The organism is Glycomyces sp. NPDC047010, from assembly GCF_040644205.1.
GTDB lineage: Bacteria > Actinomycetota > Actinomycetes > Mycobacteriales > Micromonosporaceae > Glycomyces.
The window spans coordinates 25227-43007 of record NZ_JBEYVY010000013.1; the positions used below are offsets into that span (position 1 = coordinate 25227).

18 protein-coding genes are annotated in these 17781 nt (G+C 73.5%); 16 read left to right on the forward strand and 2 right to left on the reverse strand.

Features of this window, described 5'->3' with window-relative positions; genetic code table 11:
- Nucleotides 1-4 precede the first annotated feature (4 nt).
- The 4 genes from AB0A65_RS23315 (at nucleotide 5) to AB0A65_RS23330 (ending at nucleotide 4703) form a co-directional block, all read left to right on the forward strand.
- Nucleotides 5-1669 carry a family 43 glycosylhydrolase gene (locus AB0A65_RS23315; protein ID WP_359954374.1) on the forward strand — a complete coding sequence of 555 codons (1665 nt, stop codon included), beginning with the start codon at nucleotides 5-7 and terminating at the stop codon, nucleotides 1667-1669.
- The gene (locus tag AB0A65_RS23320; protein ID WP_359954593.1) at nucleotides 1662-2549 is read left to right on the forward strand and encodes a PmoA family protein; all 888 of its coding nucleotides are present in this window, start codon (nucleotides 1662-1664) and stop codon (nucleotides 2547-2549) included. Before AB0A65_RS23315 ends, AB0A65_RS23320 begins: the two co-directional genes overlap by 8 nt.
- A gap of 70 nt (nucleotides 2550-2619) precedes the next feature.
- A complete protein-coding gene (locus AB0A65_RS23325; RefSeq protein ID WP_359954375.1) occupies nucleotides 2620-3513 on the forward strand; it encodes a PmoA family protein in 894 nt (297 codons plus the stop codon).
- Complete coding sequence (locus tag AB0A65_RS23330; protein WP_359954377.1) at nucleotides 3510-4703, forward strand: ROK family transcriptional regulator; 1194 nt, start codon at nucleotides 3510-3512, stop codon at nucleotides 4701-4703. Before AB0A65_RS23325 ends, AB0A65_RS23330 begins: the two co-directional genes overlap by 4 nt.
- A gap of 6 nt (nucleotides 4704-4709) precedes the next feature.
- Here the strand turns inward: AB0A65_RS23330 and AB0A65_RS23335 are convergent, their stop codons facing one another.
- Nucleotides 4710-5372 (reverse strand): NUDIX domain-containing protein, encoded by a 663-nt coding sequence (locus AB0A65_RS23335; protein ID WP_359954379.1) that lies wholly within the window; start codon nucleotides 5370-5372, stop codon nucleotides 4710-4712.
- Nucleotides 5373-5519: 147 nt separating this feature from the next.
- Here AB0A65_RS23335 and AB0A65_RS23340 point away from each other — a divergent pair, with 147 nt between their 5' ends.
- The 12 genes from AB0A65_RS23340 to AB0A65_RS23395 all read left to right on the forward strand — a co-directional run bounded on the left by AB0A65_RS23340 (nucleotide 5520) and on the right by AB0A65_RS23395 (nucleotide 17320).
- A complete protein-coding gene (locus AB0A65_RS23340) occupies nucleotides 5520-6260 on the forward strand; it encodes an SDR family oxidoreductase (RefSeq protein ID WP_359954380.1) in 741 nt (246 codons plus the stop codon).
- A gap of 12 nt (nucleotides 6261-6272) precedes the next feature.
- Nucleotides 6273-6857 carry a TetR/AcrR family transcriptional regulator gene (locus AB0A65_RS23345; protein ID WP_359954382.1) on the forward strand — a complete coding sequence of 195 codons (585 nt, stop codon included), beginning with the start codon at nucleotides 6273-6275 and terminating at the stop codon, nucleotides 6855-6857.
- A gap of 4 nt (nucleotides 6858-6861) precedes the next feature.
- Nucleotides 6862-7830 carry an NADPH:quinone oxidoreductase family protein gene (locus tag AB0A65_RS23350; RefSeq protein WP_359954595.1) on the forward strand — a complete coding sequence of 323 codons (969 nt, stop codon included), beginning with the start codon at nucleotides 6862-6864 and terminating at the stop codon, nucleotides 7828-7830.
- Nucleotides 7827-8558: a glucose 1-dehydrogenase gene (locus tag AB0A65_RS23355; protein ID WP_359954384.1), complete on the forward strand. Its 732-nt coding sequence runs from the start codon at nucleotides 7827-7829 to the stop codon at nucleotides 8556-8558. The genes AB0A65_RS23350 and AB0A65_RS23355 overlap by 4 nt, the downstream gene beginning before the upstream one ends.
- Before the next feature lie 110 nt (nucleotides 8559-8668).
- Nucleotides 8669-9388 (forward strand): ABC transporter ATP-binding protein, encoded by a 720-nt coding sequence (locus tag AB0A65_RS23360; protein WP_359954386.1) that lies wholly within the window; start codon nucleotides 8669-8671, stop codon nucleotides 9386-9388.
- The gene (locus AB0A65_RS23365; protein ID WP_359954388.1) at nucleotides 9385-10101 is read left to right on the forward strand and encodes an ABC transporter ATP-binding protein; all 717 of its coding nucleotides are present in this window, start codon (nucleotides 9385-9387) and stop codon (nucleotides 10099-10101) included. Before AB0A65_RS23360 ends, AB0A65_RS23365 begins: the two co-directional genes overlap by 4 nt.
- A gap of 205 nt (nucleotides 10102-10306) precedes the next feature.
- Nucleotides 10307-11185, forward strand: a complete 879-nt coding sequence (locus AB0A65_RS23370) for a branched-chain amino acid ABC transporter permease (protein WP_359954390.1) — start codon at nucleotides 10307-10309, stop codon at nucleotides 11183-11185.
- Nucleotides 11182-12186 (forward strand): branched-chain amino acid ABC transporter permease, encoded by a 1005-nt coding sequence (locus tag AB0A65_RS23375; protein WP_359954391.1) that lies wholly within the window; start codon nucleotides 11182-11184, stop codon nucleotides 12184-12186. The genes AB0A65_RS23370 and AB0A65_RS23375 overlap by 4 nt, the downstream gene beginning before the upstream one ends.
- A gap of 5 nt (nucleotides 12187-12191) precedes the next feature.
- On the forward strand, nucleotides 12192-13454 hold the full coding sequence (locus AB0A65_RS23380; RefSeq protein WP_359954392.1) for an ABC transporter substrate-binding protein: 1263 nt from the start codon (nucleotides 12192-12194) through the stop codon (nucleotides 13452-13454).
- Nucleotides 13455-13479: 25 nt separating this feature from the next.
- Nucleotides 13480-14523, forward strand: a complete 1044-nt coding sequence (locus tag AB0A65_RS23385; RefSeq protein WP_359954393.1) for a phosphotransferase family protein — start codon at nucleotides 13480-13482, stop codon at nucleotides 14521-14523.
- Nucleotides 14520-15740, forward strand: a complete 1221-nt coding sequence (locus AB0A65_RS23390; RefSeq protein ID WP_359954597.1) for an acyl-CoA dehydrogenase family protein — start codon at nucleotides 14520-14522, stop codon at nucleotides 15738-15740. The genes AB0A65_RS23385 and AB0A65_RS23390 overlap by 4 nt, the downstream gene beginning before the upstream one ends.
- Complete coding sequence (locus AB0A65_RS23395) at nucleotides 15737-17320, forward strand: AMP-binding protein (RefSeq protein ID WP_359954394.1); 1584 nt, start codon at nucleotides 15737-15739, stop codon at nucleotides 17318-17320. The genes AB0A65_RS23390 and AB0A65_RS23395 overlap by 4 nt, the downstream gene beginning before the upstream one ends.
- On the opposite strand, the gene AB0A65_RS23400 is transcribed toward AB0A65_RS23395, so the two are convergent.
- Nucleotides 17317-17778, reverse strand: coding sequence for a thioesterase family protein (locus tag AB0A65_RS23400; protein WP_359954395.1), 462 nt, complete (start codon nucleotides 17776-17778; stop codon nucleotides 17317-17319). The genes AB0A65_RS23395 and AB0A65_RS23400 overlap by 4 nt on opposite strands.
- Nucleotides 17779-17781: the final 3 nt, after the last annotated feature.

Here is a 17781-nt window from a genome sequence, read left to right on the forward strand (position 1 = left end):
CGCCTTGACGAATCCGCTCCACGCCGACGCCCGCGGAGGCGCGAGTCCGATATGGACCGCCGATCTCGGCGACGGCACGTACCGCAACCCGGTCCTCAACGCGGACTGGTCCGACCCGGACGCGATCCGGGTCGGGGACGACTTCTACCTGACCGCCTCCAGCTTCCACCGGGTGCCGGGCCTGCCGGTCCTGCACAGCCGGGACCTCGTGAACTGGACGATCATCGGGCACGCGCTCACGAGGCTCGTGCCCGAGGAGGACTTCCGGACCCCGCAGCGCGGCGGCGGCGTCTGGGCCCCGGCCCTGCGCCACCACGCGGGGCGGTTCTGGATCGTGTACCCGGACCCTGATCGCGGGTTGTTCGTGACGAGCGCGGAGGACCCGGCGGGGACTTGGAGCGAGCCGCTGCTGTTGAAGGGCGGCAAGGGGCTCATCGATCCCTGCCCGCTGTGGGCCGAGGACGGTTCGGCGTACCTGGTGCACGGGTGGGCCAAGAGCCGGTCCGGGATCAACAACCGGTTGGCCGTGCACCGTATGAGCGCGGATGCGACCGAGCTGCTCGACGAGGGCACGGTCGTGATCGATGGTGACGAGCTGGAGGGGTACCGGACGCTCGAAGGGCCGAAGTTCTACGAGCGCGACGGCTGGTACTGGATCTTCGCGCCCGCGGGAGGGGTCGCGCAGGGCTGGCAGTCGGCGTTCCGGTCCCGGGACCCGTTCGGGCCGTACGAGGACCGGATCGTCCTCGCGCAGGGCTCGACGGTGGTGAACGGGCCGCACCAGGGCGCCTGGGTCGACACCCCGGGGGGTGAGGACTGGTTCCTGCACTTCCAGGACCGGGGGTTCCTGGGGCGGGTCGTACACCTTCAGCCGATGCGCTGGGGCGAGGACGGCTGGCCGGTCATCGGTGACGGCGGTGAGCCGGTGCTGCTGCACGAGAAGCCGATCCAGGGTGAGCCGGTGGCGGCGCCTGCGGCGGGTGACGACTTCGCGGACGGGATCGGACTCCAGTGGTCGTGGCAGGCCAATCCGGGTAAGGGGTGGATCGGCGACGGCGACGGCGACGGCGACGGTGACGGCGACGGCGGTGGGGGCGCTGGGGCGGCGCGAGTGGGGAGCCTGCGGCTGAACTGCGTGCCGGGACCTGCCGATCTGCGGTTCCTGCCGAACCTGCTGGGGCAGTTGCTGCCCTCGGACGACTTCCGGGCCGAGGTCGCAGTGTCGCTGGACGGCGCTGCGCCCTGCGACCGGGCCGGGCTCGCGATCGTCGGTGACACGTACGCGTGGATCGGGCTGGAGCGCAATGAGAGCGGGACCTTCCTCGTGCACCGCACCGCGGAGGATGGCGTGGAGACGGATGCGGCCGAACCGGTGGCGGTCGACGGAGCGGTTACGCTTGCGGTCGAGGTCGAGCCTGGGGGCCGGTGCCGGTTCTTCGCCGCGTGGAGCGGGGACGACTCCAAGTGGCAGAGAAGACGGATTCAAAACCCGTACAGTGTGGGTTCGAATCCCACCCGGGCTACCGAGCTTGTCGGCGGACCGTTCCAGGCGACCGAGGGCCGCTGGGTCGGGGCCGCGCTCGGATTGTTCGCGAGCGGCGCCGGGGGCGGCGGGTCTGCGGTGTTCGGGCCGTTCATCGTTGAGGCGTGGTCGGGTGACCATGGATGAGCAGGTCACGTTTGTTCAGACGCATCCGTTGAGCCTCGGTGGGGCGACGGTCGCGGAGTACGTGTGGCATCCGCATCTGCCGAGCCTCTTGTCGCCGCGGCCGTACCTCCATCCGGTGCGGACCCTTTCAGGGACCGAGGTCACCGAGGCGATGCCTGTGGACCACCTGCACCACCTCGGGGCGAGTGTGGCCGTACCGGACGTCGGGGGCGTCAACTTCTGGGGCGGGCGGACCTACGTGCGCGGCAAGGGATCGGTGCCGCTCCCGAACCACGGGGTGCAGCGGCACCACCGGTGGGAGGCCCGGACCGACGCCGTGATCGCGCACGAGCTGCGGTGGGTCGGGCCCGACGGGGCGACGGTCCTGCGGGAGCGGCGGCGGATCGCCGCCCGACCCCTTGACGACCGGGCCTGGGCGCTCGACTTCCGGTACGCGCTGCACAGCGCCGCGGCCGGGCCGCTGGAGTTCTCCAGCCCAGGGGCGAAGGGGCGCGACGGTGCCGGGTACGGCGGGTTCTTCTGGCGGGCGCGGCGCGGGCTGCGGAGCGTGCGGATTCTCGGGCCCGGTGCCGAGGGCGCGGCGCGGTTGCACGGGTCGCGTGGGCGGTGGGTCGCGCTGAGCGCGAGCGCGCCCGATCCGTGGACGCTCGTTTTTGTTGACGTTGCGGCGCAAGGCGACCCGTGGTTCGTGCGCGGGGACGACTACGTGGGGGTCGGCGCGTCCCTGGCCTGGGCGGAGGCGTTCTCGGTGGCGCCGGGGGAGGGACCGCGGCGTCGTATCATCACGGTAGTCGCGGACGGCGCGCTCGGGCCCCGGGAGGCCGAGGAGCTGGCGGCGTCGGTGTCCGCGGCCCCGGTGGAGCCCGGCCATGGATCGTAGATCCTATAGGATATCGGATCACGGGTCCGGTATCGTACGGCCGGGACCGGCCGTTCTCTTGGGAGGCGCAATGGAGCACTCCGGCACGACGGGCTCGGTGGTCGCCGAGCGGCCCGACGCGCTCGCATTGCACGTGGACGGGCGCGAGGTCGCCAGCTACGTGTGGCGCTCGCGCCTGCCCGCCTCGACCGCGCCCAGGCCCTACCTCCACCCCGTGCGCACCCTCGCGGGCACCGTCGTCACCGACGCGCGGCCCCACTCGCACACGCACCAGCTCGGCATCAGCATCGCCGCCCCCGACATCGGCGGCCGCAACTTCTGGGGCGGACGCACCTTCGTCCCCGGGCACGGCCCCGCCTGGCTCGACGACCACGGCGCACAGCAGCACCGCCGCTGGCTGCGGCACACCGAGTCCGAGCTCGCGCACACCCTCAACTGGGTCGACCGCGACGGCGCCGAACTGCTCTACGAGCGCCGCGAGATCGCCTGCCACCCCCTCTCTTCCGGAGCCTGGACGCTCTCGGTCCGGACAAAGCTAGCCAACGCCACCGACAGTCCCCTCCAGATCCGCAGCCCCGCCGCCCTCGGCCGCGTCGGCGCCGGGTACGGCGGGTTCTTCTGGCGCGGGCCGTCGCGGTCCGAGCGGGTCCGCGTGCTCAGCCCCGCCGGGGACGGCGAGCGCGCCGTCAACGGCACCACCGCCGAATGGGTCGCCGTGTCCGGTGCGGGCCAAGGCGAATGGACGCTCGTGTTCGCGCCCGCCGACGCCGTCACGGCCGCCGACCGGTGGTTCGTGCGCTCCCGCGACTACCTCGGCGTGGGCTCCTCGCTCACCTGGGACCGTCCACTGGTGCTGGAGCCGGGCGGCTCCATCGTGCGGCATATCCTCGCTGTCGTGGCGGACGGCACCCTCGACTCGGAAGCGGCCGGCGCGCTGGCCGCGGCGGCGCGGTCCGCGCCGTGACCGGCGACCCCGCGCGCCAGGAGCGCCTCCGCGAACTCAACTTGGGCCTGGTGTTCCGCGAGGTCCTCGCCGCCGACGCCCCGCTCTCCCGCACCGAGCTGGCCGCGGCCACCGGCCTGACCCGGCCCACGATCACCCGGATCGTGGAGGAGCTGCTCGCCGGGCGCCTCGTCACCGAGACCGGCACGAACCCCGACGGCCGCGCCGGGCGTCCCCGCGTCGGACTCACCCTGTCCCGCACCGGACCCGCGGGGCTGGGCCTCGACATCCGGTCCGACGGGCTCGCCGCGTGCGTCGTGGACCTGGCCGGGCGGGTGCGGCACCTCGCGTTCGCGCCGCTCACCGACACCGACGCGCCCGCGGTTCTCGACCGGTTGGGCCGCATGGCCGCCGAAGCCGTCACGGCCGCCGCCGCGGAGGACCTGACGGTGGTCACCGCGACCCTCGCCGTCCCGGGGCCCGTGGACGGCGGGATCGTGCGCACCGCGCCCGCGCTGGGCTGGCGCGACGTGCCAGCCGCGGAACTCCTCGACGCCGCGCTGTCGGGCCTGGGCCTGGCGACGGCCGTCGACTCGGAGGCGAACCTCGCCGCCCGCGGCGAACTGCACGCGACCGGCGCCGACCGGACGCTGACTCACTTCGTATACGTCTCAGGGGGACTCGACATCGGCGCTGGCCTGGTCATGGACGGGCGGCTCATGCGCGGCGCCCGCGGCTGGGGCGGCGAACTCGGGCACGTCACGGTCGACCCGGAGGGCAAGCCGTGCCGGTGCGGGTCGCGCGGGTGCCTCCAGACCTATGCGAGCCTGCCCGCGCTGCTCGGCGGCGAGGTCGTCCCGGCCGGGGCCAGCCCCGAGTCGGTGATCCTCGGCCGCGCCGACGCGGGCCGCCCGGAGACCCTCGCGGCCCTGGAGGCGGCCGCGAGCGCCCTCGGGGTCGCACTCGCGAACGTGTGCAACCTGCTCGGGGTGGACACGGTGTTCCTCGGCGGGAGCTTCGCGCTCATGGACTCGTGGCTGTCGGCGGGCGTGCGGGCGGAGCTGTCGCAGCGGGTGCTGTTCGCGGACTGGGCGCCGGTCACGGTGCGGCCCGCGACGATCGGCCCCGACGCCGCCGCGATCGGCGCGGCCCTCGCCGTCGTCGACCGCGTCAGCGCCGACCCGTCCGCCTGGTTGGCGGCCAATCGCTAGGCGGCCCTACCGGATGCCCGCGAACGGCCCTTCCAGTGCGGCCCACTGGAGGAGCAGCACGGTCTTGGCGTCGGCGATCTCGCCGGTGCGGACCATGTTGAGCGCCTTGGTGAACGGGAGCTCCACGACGGCGATGTCCTCACCCTCCTCGGCGACGCCGGCGCGGTCGGCGAGCGGGGCCGAGCCGTCGTACGGGGCCGCGAAGCAGTGGAGGCGCTCGGTGACCGACCCGGGGGACATGTACGGCGCGAACACGCGCTGCGGCTCGCCGATGGCGAGGCCGGTCTCCTCGGCGGCCTCCCGGCGGATCGCCTCCTCGGGGGCGTCGCCGTCGAGCAGGCCCGCGGGGACTTCGAGGAGCATCCCGTCGGGGTGCCCGTTCACGTACGCGGGCAGGCGGAACTGGCGGGTGAGGACGACCGTGGCGCGCTCGGCGTCGTAGAGGAGGACGGCCGCGCCGTCGCCGCGGTCGTAGGTCTCGCGCTGCTGCCGGGTCCAGGCGCCGTCGGGTCCGCGGTAGTCGAACGTGGTCTTGCGCAGCACGTACCAGTCGCTGGAGAGCAGCTCGACGTCGACGATGCGCACGTCCACGTTGCCGTCCAGGCCCCGGCCCTGCCGGTCGAGCCCGGTGCGGCCGCGGCGGTCCGGGGTGTCGATCCCTGCGGTCATCTCGACTCCTCTGCTCGATCATGAGTGAATATGTTCGATTTTGATGATATGCCGAGCCGCCGTGGAATGCACGGTCGCAAGCGTTTACGGGTTGCGCGCGTCATGGTAGTCTGCGTTACATACCGACCAGACGGTTTGGAGTCGTGCATGCAGAGGTTCGCGGGCAGAGTCGCCCTCATCACCGGTGCGAGCAGGGGGATCGGCTTCGCCGTCGCCCGGCGGCTCGTGGACGAAGGAGCGTCGGTCGTCGTCACCGGCCGCGACGAGGAGGCCCTCAAGGCCGCCGTCGGCGAACTCGGCGACGAGCGCGCCGCCGGGGTCCCCGGGAAGGCCGACGACCAGGGGCACCAGGCCGCGGCCGTCGCCCATGCCGTCGAGCGGTTCGGCGGCCTCGACCACCTCGTCAACAACGCCGGGATCAACCCCGCCTACGGGCCCCTCACCGCCATCGACCTCGACGCGGCCCGGAAGATCCTGGAGGTCAACGTGATCGCCGCCCTCGCCTGGACCAGTGCGGCCCTCAAGGCCGGGCGGCTCAAGTCGGTCGTGAACATGGCGTCGATCGCGGGCACCGCCGCCAGCCCCGGCATCGGCTTCTACGGGGTCTCCAAGGCCGCGCTGATCAACCAGACCCAGCAGCTCGCCGAGGAGCTCGCGCCCGCCGTGCGCGTCAACGCGCTCGCCCCCGCGGTCGTCAAGTCCCGCTTCTCGAAGGCCCTCTACGAGGGCCGCGAAGCGGAGGCCGCCGCCGCGTACCCGCTGGCGCGGCTCGGGGAGCCCGAGGACGTCGCCGGGCCGGCCGCGTTCCTGCTCTCCGACGACGCCGCGTGGGTCACCGGTCAGACGATCCTCGTGGACGGCGGTGCCAGCGCCCGCCTCACCTGGTGAAGGATGGGAGCCATGAAGACGAAGAACGTCGCCGACGAGGTGCTCCGCGCGGCCCTCGGCCTGTTCGCCGAGCAGGGGTACGCCAACACCAGCGTCCAGCAGATCGTGCAGGCCGCGGGCGTCACCAAGGGCGCCATGTACCACTACTTCACGTCCAAGGACGACCTGCTCTTCGCGATCTACGAGCGGATACTGTCGCTCCAGAAGCGGCGCCTCGACGAGATCACCGCCGCGGGCGGGGAGACCGAGGACGTGCTGCGCGCGGTGTGCGAGGACGTGGTGGTGACCTCGATCGACTTCCTGCCCGAGGGCACGGTGTTCTTCCGCAGCCAGCACATGCTCACGCCCGAGCGGCAGGCGGAGGTCACGCGCCGCAGGCGCGAGTACCACGACAAGTTCGCCGAGTTGATCGTGCGCGGGCAGGAGGAGAAGCGGTTCCGCGACGACGTGCCCGTCTCGGTGCTCATCGCGCACTTCTTCTCCGACATCCACTACCTGTCGCACTGGTACTCCCACGACGGGCCCGAGAACGAGGCCGAGCTGGCCGCGCAGATCACCGAGCTGTTCCTGCGGAGCCTGCGGAGGACCGATGGCTGAGACCATGCGCGCGTGGCGGATCACCGTCCACGGCGAGCCCGCCGACGTCATGGCCGTCGCGGAGGCGCCCGTGCCCGAGCCGGGGCCGGGCGAGGTCCTGGTGCGGGTTCGCGCTGTGGCAGTGAACTTCCCGGACGTGCTGCTCGCGAGGGGCATGTACCAGGAGCGGCCGCCGCTGCCGTTCACGCCCGGCATCGAGCTGTGCGGCGAGGTCGCCGCGCTCGGGCCCGGCGCGGAGCGGTTCGCGTTGGGGCGGCGGGTGGTCGCGACCGCGATCGGCGTCATGGCCGAGTACGCGGTGGTGCCGGAAGCCTCCGTCCACGATGCACCCGAGACGCTGGACGACGCGGCCGCCGCGGCGTTCCTCATCGCGTACCAGACCGCCTGGTTCGGGCTCCATCAGCGGGCCCGGCTCCAGGCCGGGGAGCGGCTCCTCGTCCACGCTGCCGCGGGCGGTGTCGGCACGGCCGCATGCCAGTTGGGCGCCGCGGCCGGGGCCGAGGTGACCGGGGTCGTCGGGTCCGAAGCCAAAGCGCCCGTTGCCGAAGCGTCCGGGGCGTCCCGGGTGCTGCTGCGCGGGGACGACTGGATCGGGGCCGTCAAGGGCGCCGGGGGAGCGGACGTCGTGTTCGACCCCGTCGGCGGCGCCGCGTTCACCGGCTCGACGAAAGTGGTGAACTTCGAGGGCCGGATCGTCGTGGTCGGCTTCGCCTCCGGGGAGGTCCCGCCCGTGCGCGCCGACCACGCCCTGGTCAAGAACTACAGCGTGCTCGGCCTCCACTGGGCCCTGTACCAGCGCCGCCGCCCCGACCTCGTGGCCGAGGCGCACGCGGCGCTCACTCGCCTCGCCGCCGAGGGCGCCGTGCGCCCCGTCGTCGCCGAGACGGTGCCCTTCGCCGATGCGGCACAAGCGGTCCAGTGGCTCGCCAACGGCGGCACCACCGGGCGGCTCGTCGTGGCGGTGGGGGAGTGAACGGCCTGGCCGGGCGCACCGCGATCGTCACCGGCGGCGCCCGCGGCATCGGCGAGGCGTACGTGCGGGCCCTCCACGCGGAGGGGATGCGCGTCGTCATCGCGGATGTTCTTGCGGACCAGGGGAAGGCGCTGGCCGAGGAGCTGGACGGGGCGCGGTTCGTCGAACTCGACGTCGCGGACGAGGCCGCCTGGGACACGGCGGTGGCCGAGACATTGGAGGCTTTCGGAGCGGTCGACGTCCTGGTCAACAACGCCGGGATCGCGAACGCCGCCCCCATCGAGCACTTCACGCTGGAGAAGTGGAACGCGGTCCTGGCCGTGAACCTGACGGGCACGTTCCTCGGGTGCCGTGCGGTCGTCCCCGCCATGAAGGCCGCCGGGCGCGGGTCCATCGTGAACGTGTCGTCGGTGGAGGGACTGCGCGGTTCCGAACGGCTGCACGGCTACACGGCCACGAAGTTCGGGGTCCGCGGGCTCACCAAGTCCCTCGCCGTGGAGCTCGGACCCGCCGGCATCCGCGTCAACTCGATCCACCCCGGGTTCATCCGGACCGACATGACGGTGCGCATCGACCCCGACCGGCTCCAGATCCCGCTCGGGCGCCCCGGCGCGCCCGGCGATCTCGCCGGGGCCGTGGTCTTCCTCGCCGGGGACGCCTCGGCGTACCTCACCGGCGCCGAGATCGTCGTGGACGGCGGCATGACCACCGGCATCCCCCACTCCTGAGCTGCCGCAACACCTGCAACATATCGAAATGGATTCACTGTCCTCACTACATACCGTCCGGTCGGTATCTACGGTATGGTGAGACCACCCCGACCCGAAGAGGTGCGAGCATGACCACCCCCTCCCCGCCCCGACTCGCAGTCCGCGGCCTCGAAGTCGCCTTCGGCGGCCTCACCGCCCTCGACGGCGTCGACTTCGACGTCCACCCCGGCGAGACCGTCGCCCTCATCGGCCCCAACGGCGCCGGCAAGACCACCGCCTTCAACGCGGTGTGCGGACTCGTCAAGCCCCGCAAGGGGACCGTCGAGATCGACGGCCGCCCCGCCCCCGCCAAGACCACGCAGCTCCTCGCCGCGGGCGTCGCCCGCACCCTCCAGGGGCTCGGCCTCTTCGACCGGCTCACCGTCCTCGACAACGTGCGCGTCCCCCTCGTGGCGCTCCGCGACCCCGACGCGGACGCCAAGGCCCGCAGCACCATCGAGGACCTCGGCCTCACCGGCCTCGCCCACCGCCCCGCGGGCGCCCTGCCCTACCCCGACCGCAAGCGCACCGCCCTCGCACGGGCCCTCGCCACCGACCCCGCGCTGCTGCTCCTGGACGAGCCCGCGGGCGGCCTCGGCCCCGGCGACATCGACGCCCTCGCCGAAGTCCTGGACGGCCTCCACTGCGCGATCCTCCTGGTGGAGCACCACGTCGACTTCGTCATGGAGACCGCCGACCGCATCGTCGTCCTCGACTTCGGCCGCGTCATCGCCGCGGGGACCCCCGAGGAGGTCCGCAACGACCCCGCCGTCGAAGCGGCCTACCTGGGTGTGGAGGCCGCCGCATGACCGCGCTCGCCTGCGAGGGCCTCACGGTCGGGTACGGCGACGGCGCCCCCGTCATCGACGCCCTGCACCTCGACATCGCCGAGGGCACGGTCACGGCCCTGCTCGGCGCCAACGGGGCCGGGAAGACCACGCTCCTGCGCGCGCTGACCGGACTCGTGCCGCTGCGCGCCGGGAGGATCGGACTCGGCGGGCGCGACCTGACGGGCATGTCCACTGAGGATCGGATGCGGGCCGGGCTCGGGCTCGTGCCGGAAGGGCGCGCCACGGTCGTCGAGCTCACCGTGGACGAGAACCTGCGGCTCGGCGGGCTCTGGCGCCACAAGGCGAAGGCCCGCAAGGCGGCCGTGGAGGAGATGTACGGGCTGTTCCCGGCCCTCGACCGGCGCCGCCGCGCGCCCGGGCACACGCTCTCGGGCGGGGAGCGGCAGATGCTCGCCCTGGCCCGCGCACTGCTCGCCCGGCCCCGGGTGCTGCTTCTTGACGAGCCGTCGCTCGGGTTGGCGCCCAAGGCGACCGCACAGCTCCTCGGGGTGCTCCGCGAGACCGCGGCCCGGACCGGCCTGACGGTGCTCCTCGCCGAGCAGAACGCCGCGAGCGCGCTCTCGGTCGCCGAACGGGGCGTCGTGCTCTCGCTCGGCTCGGTCGCCGCCGACCGCCCGGCCGCAGAACTCGCCGCCGACCCCGCCCTCCGCCACGCCTACCTGGGGTTCTGATGGAACGACACCACACCTTCGCGTCGGCCACGCGGCGACGCTCCACCGCCGCCTTCAGCGAGCGAAGTACCGCGATCAGGAGCGACGCGGCCGCCCCGGGACACCGCCGCACACTCGCTCGGCTTAGCGAGACCGCTTGGCGCCCAACGGTGGCGCCGCGACGGCGCCTCGCGTTCGCCGCTGCGATGGCAAGGGCGCAGCGCTGATGGACCGCTTCGTCTTCCTCCTCGCCGCCGGGCTCGCCCGCGGCGCCGTGCTGGCGCTGTTCGCGCTGTCGCTCGTGATCGTCTGGCGCACTGCGAGGGTCGTGAACTTCGCGCAGGCCGCAATGGCCGCCGCCGCCGTGTACGCGGCGTTCGCCGTCACCGCCGCGACCGGGTCGTACTGGGCCGGGCTCGCCACCGGGCTCGCCGCCGGAGCGGTCCTCGGGGCCGCAGTCGAGCGCGGGCTCATGCGGCGCCTGCCCGCGCACGCGCCGCTGCCGGGGATCATCGTCGCGATCGGGCTGGTGATGGTCCTCCAAGCGGGGCTCGCCATCGCGTTCGGGCCCGAGCACCGGCCGATGCACCCGCCGTTCTCGCAGCGGCCCTTCGTGATCGGCGGCGTGCCCGTGCTCTCCCCGTACGACCTGTTCACGCTCGCCGCCGCCGCGGCCGTCATGACCGGCCTCGCACTGCTCTTCAACCGCACGACACTGGGCCTGCGGCTGCGGGCCGCGGCGTTCGCGCCCGAGACCGCCCGGCTCGCCGGGGTGCGGGTGCCGCGGATGGTCGCGCTCGGGTGGGCCCTGTCGGTCGCCGCCGCGTCGCTCGCCGCACTCCTGCTGGTGCCCACGGAACTCGGGCTCAACCCGCACGCCGTGGACCTCCTGTTCGTGAACGCGTTCGCCGTCGCGGTCATCGGCGGCCTCGACTCTCCGGCCGGGGCGCTCCTCGCCGGGATCGGCACGGGCCTGCTCGTCAGCCTCGTCACCGGGTACGCGTCCGCGTCGGCGGCGCCGCTCGCGGTGCTCGCGCTCATGACCCTCGTGCTCCTGGTCCGCCCCGGCGGCCTGCTCGCCGCGAAGGAGGCCCGCACCGCATGAGGACCCCGCTGCGCGCCCTGCTGCTCACCGTCATCGCCGTCGGCGGCACGTTCGGGCTCGACCCGTTCCGCAACTACCAGCTCGCCACCGCCGCCGCGTGCTTCGCCGCCGTCGCCGGACTCACCGTGCTCGTCGGCCTCACCGGGCAGCTGTCCCTCGGCCACGCCGTGCTCATGGCCGCGGGCGGATACGGGTTCGCCTACGCCGCTTCGGCAGTGGACGGCCCGGCGCCGCTGGCCCTGCTCGTCGGACTGCTCGCGGCGGCCGTCGTCTCGGGCCTGCTCGGGCTGCTCCTCGGCGCGGCCGCCGCGCGCCTGCGCGGCCCCTACCTCGCCGGGCTCACGCTCGCGCTCGTCATCGCGCTCCCTGCCGCGGCGAGCACCCTGCCGCTCGGCGGGGACCAGGGCGCCCGCGCCCCGTTCTTCCCCGTCCCCGAGGCGCTCTCGGCGCTCATCGCCGTCGAGCAATGGCACGCGTGGCTCGCGATCGTCATCGCCGCGCTCGCCGTGACGCCCCTCGTCGTCCTCCGCTCCGGCCGCGCCGGACTGCGCATGCGGGCGGTCCTCGACGACGAGACCGCCTCCCGTCTGTCCGGAGTGGACCCCGGCCGGGTGAAGACCGGCGCGTTCGTCGCGAGCGCCGTCCCCGCCGGGCTCGGCGGCGCGGTCCTCGCCATCGCCACGCAGCAGGTCACGCCCGGCGGGTACGGGCTCGCGTTCTCGCTGTCGCTCGTCGTCGCGGCCGTCGCCGGGGGCCTCGGCAGCATCGGCGGCGCCGCGATCGGGTCGGTCCTGGTCACGGTGCTGCCTTGGGCCGTGGACGAACTCGTCGCGCTCGCCCCGGCCGACCTCGGGCAGCGGCTCGACGGGAACCTCGCCGTGCTGCTCTTCGGCGCCGGCCTCATCGCCCTCACCCTCGCCTGGCCCGGCGGCCTCGCCCGCCTGCCGCGCCCGGCCCGGCTCCTCCGCTTCGCAACCCCTTCCACGACCACAGAGAGGTGATCGTCATGCGAAACTTCCGACCCTTGAGGAGCGCGGCGGCACTTGCCGCGGCCGCGCTCGCGGTGACCGCCTGCTCCACCCCCGGCGGCGACGAGTCCGTCCCGGGCGTCACCGACGACACCGTCACCATCGGCACCCACCAGCCCCTGACCGGCCCGGCCGCCGCCGGGTACTCCGCGATCTCCGCGGCCACCGCCGCCTACTTCGAGTACGTGAACGCCAAGGGCGGCATCAACGGCCGCGACATCGAGTACCTCGTCAAGGACGACGCCTACGACCCCGCCGCCACCCAGACCGCCGTGCGCGAACTGGTCACCGAGGACGAGGTCTTCGCGATCGTCAACGGCCTCGGCACCCCCACCCACACCTCCGTCCTCGATTACCTCGACCAGCAGGGCGTGCCCGACCTGTTCGTGTCCTCCGGCTCCCTCACCTGGAACCAGCCGCGCGTGTACGAGAACACCTTCGCGTTCAACGCCGACTACGTGACCGAGGGTGCCGCGCTCGCCCAGTACGCGACCGAGCAGGACCCCGACGCCGTCATCTGCGTGCTCGGCCAGGACGACGACTACGGCGCCGGGATCACCGAGGGCGTCGAGGCCGTCGTGGGCTCCAACGAGCTCGCCGAGGTCCAGGAGTACTCCGTGTCCAGTGAGGACCTCACCGCGCAGATCGGCGCCATGATGAGCGCCGGGTGCGAGGTCAACGTCCTCGGGACCATCAACGGGTTCACCGCGATGGCCGTGGGCACCGCCGCCCAGATGGAGTGGTTCCCCAAGTGGTTCGTGTCCTCCTCGGGCGCCGACTACCCGACCCTCGCGGGCTACCTCGGCGAGGACCTCGCCCCGGTCCTGCTGCAGGGCATGGTGAGCGTCAACTACCTGCCCTCCAGCGCGGGCGGGGAGTGGGACGCCCTGTTCCGGCAGATCAACGACGAGTACAACGACGGCGCCCCGTACACCGGGAACACGATCTTCGGGATGAGCGTCGGCCACCTCTTCGCCGAGGCCCTCGCCGCCGCCGGGGACGACCCCACCCGCGAGTCCCTCGTGGCCGCCGTCGAATCGGGCGACCTGGTGGGCAACGGCATCGTGCCCCTCTCGTACTCCGCCGACGACCACGCCGCGTACCGGGCCGTGGGCGTCACCGTCGTCAACGAGGGCGTCCAGGACTACGCCGGGCCCGTGTACGAGGTGGCCGCGGGCGGCCAGGTGACCGCGATCGAAGCGTCCCCCGTTCCGCTGGAGAACGAGGGCATCCCGGGCTGAGAGGCCCACCGACAGAAGGAGACCGATGACCGACCTACCGGGGCTCGACACGGGCGGGCTCGCCCGCTGGCTGGCCCGGGAGCATCCCGGGCTCGCAGGGGAGGGCCCGCTGCGGGCCGCGCTGATCGACGGGGGCCGCTCGAACCTGACGTACCGCGTCGACGGCGCCAAGGCCCCGCTCGTGCTGCGCCGCCCGCCCCTGGGCCACGCGCTCCCCACCGCCCACGACATGCGCCGCGAGCACCGGGTCATCACGGCCCTGCACGGGACGATCCCCGTCCCGGACACCGTGGACGTCGTGGACGACACCGGGGCCCGCGAGGTCACCGGCACGGTCTTCTTCGTCATGGCGTTCGTCGACGGGGCGGTCCTCGACCGCCCCGCCCGCAACGCCGACTGGACCCCCGCGGGCCTCCACGGCCTCGGGATCGAGGTCGCCGAGATCCTCGCCGACCTCCACGCCGCCGAGCCCGAGGCCCTCGGGCTCGGCGGCTTCGGCCGCCCCGACGGGTACCTCGCACGCCAGATGGCCACGTGGGCAAGGCAGCTCGACGCCTCCCGCTCCCGCGAGGTCCCCGCCCTGGACGCGCTCGGCACCCGGCTCGCCGCGGCCGTCCCCGACTCCGCCCGCACCGGCATCGTCCACGGCGACTACCGGCTCGACAACATGATCGTCACCGGACCGCCCGGGGCGCCGCGCGTCGCGGCCGTCCTCGACTGGGAGATGGCGACCCTCGGCGACCCGCTCGTGGACCTCGGGATGCTCGGCATGTACTGGCACATCACCGAACTCGCCGGAGGCGAGCAGGGCGCGGGCGCCATCGTCCCCGGCGCCGGGTACCCGGACTTCGACGAAGCGGTCGACGCGTACGCCGCGCGCGCCGGGACCGCCGTCCCCGACCTGCGCTGGTACCGCGCCTTCGCCTGCTACAAACTCGCCGTGATCCTCGAAGGGGTTCACTTCCGCTTCACGAAGGGCCACACTGTAGGCGAGGGCTTCGATGCGATCGGGGCGCTCGTTGCGCCCCTGGCGGAGGAGGGGCTGTGGATTTCCGACCTGACGAGATGACCCGCGTGTTCGCCGACGAGGCGGCCGCGTTCATGGACGAGCACGTGCTGCCCGCCGAAGCCGTGCTCGCCGAGCAGGTCGCCGCCACCCCCGACGACTGGAGCACGCGCCCCGTCGTGCGCGCCCTCCAGGAGGCCGCCCGCGAACGCGGCTTGTGGAACCTGTTCCTCCCGCCCGGCCCCCACGGCTACGGCGGCGGCCTCTCCACCCTCCGGTACGCGCCCGTCGCCGAACTCACCGGCCGCAGCCCACGGCTCGCCCCGACCGCCATGAACTGCGCCGCGCCCGACACCGGCAACATGGAGCTCCTCGCCCACTTCGGCACCCCCGAGCAGCAGGAGCGCTGGCTCGAACCGCTCCTGGACGCCCGCATCCGCTCCGCGTTCTGCATGACCGAGCCCGGCACCGCCTCCTCCGACGCCTCCCAGATCGGGACGCGCGTCCACCGGGACGGGGACGAGTGGGTCGTCAACGGCCGCAAGTGGTTCGCCACCGGGGCCATGAACCCCGAGTGCGAACTCCTCGTCGTCATGGGCAAGACCGACCCCAACGGGCCCCGGCACCGCCAGCAGTCCATGGTCCTCGTCCCGCGCGGCACCCCCGGCGTCACGGTCGTGCGGCCCCTGACCGTCCTCGGCTACGACGACCGCGACCACGGCGGCCACGCCGAGATCCGCTTCGACGACGTGCGCGTGCCCGCCGCGAACCTCCTCGGCGGCGCGGGCGACGGGTTCGCCATCGCGCAGGCCCGCCTCGGGCCCGGCCGCGTCCACCACTGCATGCGCGCCCTCGGCATGGCCGAACGCGCCCTCGACTTGGTGCGCGCCAGGGCGAACGAGCGCATCGCGTTCGGCACGACCCTCGCCCGCCAAGGCGTGGTGCGCGAATGGGCCGCCGACGCCCGCGTCGAAGTGGAGGCTCTGCGGCTCCTCGTCCTCAAGACCGCCTGGCACATGGACACCGAGGGCAACCGGGCCGCCATGACCGGCATCCAGGCGATCAAGGTCGCCGTCCCCCGCGCCGTGCAGCGCATCCTCGACCGCTCCATCCAGCTGTTCGGCGCCGCCGGACTCACCGACGACCACCCGCTCGCGGCCATGTTCGCCGCCGCGCGGGCGCTGCGCCTGGCCGACGGACCCGACGAAGTCCACGTCGCCGCGCTCGGCAAGGCCGAACTCCGGCTACCCTCATCCACAATGGAAGGAGTTGTGCAATGACGCACCGACCCGACCCCTCTATGGACGGTCCCGGACACGGGACCCTCTCGATCGCCGCCATCCTCGCCGACACCGCCCGCCGCACCCCCGACGCGCCCGCCCTGCACTTCATGGGCCAGACCCTCCACTACGGCGACCTGTGGGACCAGACCCGCGCCTACGCCGGGGCCCTCGCCGCCCGCGGCGTCGGACGCGGCTCCCGCGTCGCGATGCTCGTGCCGAACGTCCCCGACTTCCCGCGCGTCTACTACGCCGCGCTCGCCCTCGGCGCCGTCATCGTCCCCGTGCACCTCCTGTTCAAGGCCGACGAGATCGCGTTCGTCCTGGAGGACTCCGGCGCCGAGCTCCTCGTCGCCGCCGCGCCCCTCCTCGCCGAGGCCGCGCCCGCCGCCGCCCGCGCCGGCGTGCCGCTCGTCTCCGTCCTCGCCCCCGAGGGCCTCGAAGTCGGCGGCCACCCGCTGCCGCGCCTCGAAGCCGAAGCGGCCCAGGCCGAACCGATCGAGCGGTACGCGTCGGTCAACCCGCTCGACGCCGCCACGATCCTCTACACCTCGGGCACCACCGGCACCCCCAAGGGCGCCGTGGGCTCGCACCTGGCGATGGTCGAGCAGGTCAACGTCTCGCTCATCGACTCGTTCCCGCTCGTCGTGGAGGACGTGGTCTACGGCGGCCTGCCGTTCTTCCACTCCTTCGGGCAGATGGCCGTCCTCAACGTCGCGTTCCGGCGCGGCTGCTCGATCATCCTGCTCCCCAAGTTCGACCCCGACGACGCGCTGGCGCTGCTGAACCTGCACGGCGGCACCGTGTTCACGGCTGTGCCGACGAACTTCGCGGGCATGGTCGAGGCGGCGAAGCGCAATCCGCAGCGGCCGCCGCTGCGGTTCGCCGTGTCGGGGGGTGCCGCGCTGCCGGTGGCGCTGCTGGAGGCGTTCGAGGCGGCCTTCGGGGCCCAGGTCCACGAGGGGTACGGGCTCACCGAGACCGCGCCCTCGGCGACCTTCAACAAGGAGGGCGAGCCGATCCGGCCCGGGACCGTGGGCACCCCGATCTGGGGCGTGGACGTCGCGGTCGCGGACGCCGAGACCGAGGACCGGATCGCGCTGCTCGCCCCGGGCGAGCTGGGCGAGATCGTCATCCGCGGCCACAACCTCATGAAGGGCTACCTCGGGCGGCCCGACGCGACGGACGCGGCCATCGTCGACGGGTGGTTCCGCACCGGCGACCTCGGCACGGTCACCGCCGAGCACGTGGTGACCATCGTGGACCGCAAGAAGGACATGATCATCCGCAACGGCTACAACGTGTACCCCACGGAGGTCGAGGCGGTGCTCGCGCGCCACCCGGCGGTGTCCATCGCGGCGGTCTTCGGCGTGCCGCACGAGACGCACGGCCAGGAGGTCCACGCCGCGGTCGTCCCGGCCGAGGGCCGCGAGGTCGACGCGGCGGAGGTCGTGGCGTTCATGAAGGAGAAGGTCGCGGCGTACAAGTACCCGCGGGTGGTCCACGTCGTGGAGGCCCTCCCGCTCGGCGCGAGCGGGAAGGTCCTCAAACGCGAACTGGTGCAGCGGTTCACGCCCTAGCCCGCGGCCTCGCCGATCCGCAGCTCCGCCTCCACGGCGGCGCGGACCGGCGCGGGCACCGGCACCGGGCGGCGGCCGGCGCGGTCCACGAACACGTGCGTGAACCGCCCCAGCGCGAGCGGCGACCCCCGGTCGGGGGCGCCCTCGCGCAGGATCGCCAGGTCCCACGTGATCGAGGTGGTCCCGAGGCGGGCCACCGCGATGTCCACCTCCAGGACCTCGGGGAACGAGGCGGGCGCGAGGAACTCGCACGACGAGGCCCGCGCCAGCCCGATGACGTCCCCGGCCGGGTCCAGGCCCGCGCGGCGCATCATCCAGGTGTTCACGCCCGAGTCCATCGCCTCGTAGTACACGGTGTTGTTCATGTGGCCGTACTGGTCGTTGTCGTTCCACCGCAGGGGGAACGGGTAGCGGCTGGTCACGGCGGCTCCTTCGGGGGGCGGCATGGGCATCGACATGCC

What these genes read in the sequence shown, in the direction of transcription:
- AB0A65_RS23320 (WP_359954593.1), top strand. Translation starts at nt 1,662, where the DNA reads ATGGATGAGCAGGTCACGTTTGTTCAGACGCATCCGTTGAGCCTCGGT.
- AB0A65_RS23325 (WP_359954375.1), top strand. Translation starts at nt 2,620, where the DNA reads ATGGAGCACTCCGGCACGACGGGCTCGGTGGTCGCCGAGCGGCCCGAC.
- AB0A65_RS23335 (WP_359954379.1), bottom strand. Translation starts at nt 5,372, where the DNA reads ATGACCGCAGGGATCGACACCCCGGACCGCCGCGGCCGCACCGGGCTC.
- AB0A65_RS23340 (WP_359954380.1), top strand. Translation starts at nt 5,520, where the DNA reads ATGCAGAGGTTCGCGGGCAGAGTCGCCCTCATCACCGGTGCGAGCAGG.
- AB0A65_RS23345 (WP_359954382.1), top strand. Translation starts at nt 6,273, where the DNA reads ATGAAGACGAAGAACGTCGCCGACGAGGTGCTCCGCGCGGCCCTCGGC.
- AB0A65_RS23350 (WP_359954595.1), top strand. Translation starts at nt 6,862, where the DNA reads ATGCGCGCGTGGCGGATCACCGTCCACGGCGAGCCCGCCGACGTCATG.
- AB0A65_RS23360 (WP_359954386.1), top strand. Translation starts at nt 8,669, where the DNA reads ATGACCACCCCCTCCCCGCCCCGACTCGCAGTCCGCGGCCTCGAAGTC.
- AB0A65_RS23365 (WP_359954388.1), top strand. Translation starts at nt 9,385, where the DNA reads ATGACCGCGCTCGCCTGCGAGGGCCTCACGGTCGGGTACGGCGACGGC.
- AB0A65_RS23370 (WP_359954390.1), top strand. Translation starts at nt 10,307, where the DNA reads ATGGACCGCTTCGTCTTCCTCCTCGCCGCCGGGCTCGCCCGCGGCGCC.
- AB0A65_RS23375 (WP_359954391.1), top strand. Translation starts at nt 11,182, where the DNA reads ATGAGGACCCCGCTGCGCGCCCTGCTGCTCACCGTCATCGCCGTCGGC.
- AB0A65_RS23380 (WP_359954392.1), top strand. Translation starts at nt 12,192, where the DNA reads ATGCGAAACTTCCGACCCTTGAGGAGCGCGGCGGCACTTGCCGCGGCC.
- AB0A65_RS23385 (WP_359954393.1), top strand. Translation starts at nt 13,480, where the DNA reads ATGACCGACCTACCGGGGCTCGACACGGGCGGGCTCGCCCGCTGGCTG.
- AB0A65_RS23390 (WP_359954597.1), top strand. Translation starts at nt 14,520, where the DNA reads ATGACCCGCGTGTTCGCCGACGAGGCGGCCGCGTTCATGGACGAGCAC.
- AB0A65_RS23395 (WP_359954394.1), top strand. Translation starts at nt 15,737, where the DNA reads ATGACGCACCGACCCGACCCCTCTATGGACGGTCCCGGACACGGGACC.
- AB0A65_RS23400 (WP_359954395.1), bottom strand. Translation starts at nt 17,778, where the DNA reads ATGTCGATGCCCATGCCGCCCCCCGAAGGAGCCGCCGTGACCAGCCGC.